Origin of the sequence: Actinokineospora sp., from assembly GCF_050699995.1 — a bacterium.
GTDB lineage: Bacteria > Actinomycetota > Actinomycetes > Mycobacteriales > Pseudonocardiaceae > Actinokineospora.
In genome coordinates, this window is the sequence record NZ_JBOHGC010000259.1 from 1 (window position 1) to 2269 (window position 2269).

Sequence of the window (2269 nt, forward strand, 5' to 3'; positions counted from 1 at the left end):
GGTGGACGCCGCCGAGGCCGCCGGTCGCGAACACGCCGATGCCCGCCTGGTGGGCGAGGGTGGCGGTGCTCGCCACCGTGGTCGCGCCGTCGCGGCCGAGCGCCAGGGCCGGGCCCAGGTCGCGGCGGGAAAGCTTGACCAGGCCGGAGTCCTTCGCGCAGACCCGGTCGAGTTCGGCTTCGCTGAGCCCGATCCGCGCCTTGCCGTCGAGCACCGCGATCGTCGCGGGCACCGCCCCCGATTCCCGGACCACCCGCTCCAGCCGGACACCGACCTCGTGGTTGCGGCCCGCGGGCAGCCCATGAGCCAGCAACGTGCTCTCCAACGCGACGACCGCGCGCCCCTGCGCCAACGCGTCGGCGACCTCATCGGACAGAACCAGATGATCAGTGCTCAGTTCACTCACCCACCGATCATCCCCCACCCCTCACCCCGCGAGTCCCCAGTTCCCGACAACGAGTGCTCATTTCGCGCAGCCCGATTTCCCTGCCAACGTGCGGTCAGCCGGGATTTCGGACGCGCGAAATGAGAACTCATTGTCGGGAACTGGGGACTCGCGACCGGGTTCGGGGTCAGTCGAAGATGGCGCGGGGGGCGGCGACCTGGTGGAACCAGGCTTCGAGCTGCTTCTCCCAGTTGTTCTGCGCCAAGGTCGCGTTCTGCACGACGAAGCTGCCCAGCATCGACTGGCTGCGCGACCCAAGTCCGCCACCCTTGGCGACCCGCACCTTCTTCACCACGTCGAGCACCACCTGCACGTCCTGCGGGCGGGCCAGGAAGGTAACGGTGACCTCGGCGAACGCCTGGGCGAACGCGGGGGACGGGGTGAAGGTGATCTCCTGGAAGAACGGCAGCTGCTGGTCGACGCCGTCGAGCCGGTTCTTCTCCAGGTTCGCCCCGCGGAACTGGAAGCCGATCCGGCTCATCGCGTCCAGGATTCGGTGTTGCGCGGGCAGCGGCTCGACTGGGATCGCGTCGACATCCTGCGGGTCGACGACACTGCCTGCCAGGTCGAGGTTCGTTTGCAGGCCCACGGCCATGCCGGTGAGGTGCTTGCCGAGGACCGAGGTGATCGGCGTCTCCCAAGGCAGCTGCACCTCGAACGGGACGGTGATCTGCGACCCGGCGCGGATCAGCTCGCGGCCCGCCAGGTGCACGGACTGAACCGGCAGGTCAGCGGTCGTGTTGCCGGTCTCGACCCGGGCCAACACCGACACCCCGAGCGACTCGACCTGCTGGTCGACCTGCCCGCCGGTCAACAGCACCTCGCCACGCAGTGTGCCGCCGGGGCGCACGGCCGGGTCGATGATGCGGGCGTCCACTTTCGCGCCACCCGAGCCCAAGCTCGCCAACACCTTCTGGAACATGCGCGCATCCTGCCGGCCCGCGGACCGTGTACGCACGATTTTGACCCGATGTTGCATCATGGACAGGTGAGCGCACCCACCCAGACGCGGCCTGATGTCGACACGAGCCCCGAGGGCACCGACACCACCAGCGACGACACCCCCAAGATGTTCCACTACGTCAAGAAGAACAAGATCGCCGAAAGCGCGATCATGGGCTCCATGGTCGTGGCGCTGTGCGGCGAGGTGTTCCCGGTGACGAAGGCGGCCAAGCCCGGCTCCCCGGTCTGCCCGGACTGCAAGAAGATCTACGAGCGGATGAAGGCCTAGACCTCCCACCCGTCGCGGACGACCGACTGGCCCGCGGGCCAGTCGGACAGCGCCGCGCCGACCGGCAGCACCATCGACGCCTCGCCGTAGACCACGGTCTCGTTCCTGCTGTCGATCATCCGGGTGACCTGCCCGTCGAGCAGGTGCCACCCCGCCGAGCGGTAAAACGGGACGACATGGTTACCGCAGGTCAGGAACCCGAACGGCATGTCGAGCCCAGCCAGCACCGCGGTCGCGCGGCGCAGTAGCTCCCCGCCGACGCCGCGCCCGTGCAGGTCCGGGTGGACGGCCACCAAACCGACATCGCCGACCAGCAGGCCCGCCCCGGTGTCCGTGCGGAGGAACCGCCGCAGGATCCCCAGGTGCGCCACCGCGTGACCGTCGAGGGTGCCGACGATCCGGGTCTCCGGCCGGGCGCTCGACCAGCTCCGGGCCCCACTGAACTTCGCCGCGCTACGCGGGTAGGCCAAGACGAACAGCTCGGCGAGGCGTTCGTGGGTGTGGTGGGAAACGTCGGTCTCCCACAGTCGGCTCCACATGATCATGGATGTGTTCTACCTCCGACCCGGCATGACAGCGCGGGCCCGGCGACA

The 2269-nt window shown here is 69.0% G+C and carries 4 protein-coding genes; 1 reads left to right on the forward strand and 3 read right to left on the reverse strand.

The features are described from left to right. Both ACRDSQ_RS13200 and ACRDSQ_RS13205 read right to left on the reverse strand, forming a co-directional pair. Positions 1-406: pseudouridine-5'-phosphate glycosidase (locus tag ACRDSQ_RS13200; protein WP_431421289.1), on the reverse strand; the 406-nt coding region annotated here is incomplete at its 3' end. Between the two features lie 166 nt (positions 407-572). After that, positions 573-1367, reverse strand: coding sequence for a sporulation protein (locus ACRDSQ_RS13205; protein WP_431421290.1), 795 nt, complete (start codon positions 1365-1367; stop codon positions 573-575). A 66-nt stretch (positions 1368-1433) separates the two neighbouring features. Here ACRDSQ_RS13205 and ACRDSQ_RS13210 point away from each other — a divergent pair, with 66 nt between their 5' ends. Beyond that, complete coding sequence (locus ACRDSQ_RS13210) at positions 1434-1676, forward strand: DUF3039 domain-containing protein (protein ID WP_431421291.1); 243 nt, start codon at positions 1434-1436, stop codon at positions 1674-1676. Here the strand turns inward: ACRDSQ_RS13210 and ACRDSQ_RS13215 are convergent. Continuing rightward, on the reverse strand, positions 1673-2221 hold the full coding sequence (locus ACRDSQ_RS13215) for a GNAT family N-acetyltransferase (protein ID WP_431421292.1): 549 nt from the start codon (positions 2219-2221) through the stop codon (positions 1673-1675). The genes ACRDSQ_RS13210 and ACRDSQ_RS13215 overlap by 4 nt on opposite strands. Positions 2222-2269 lie beyond the last annotated feature (48 nt).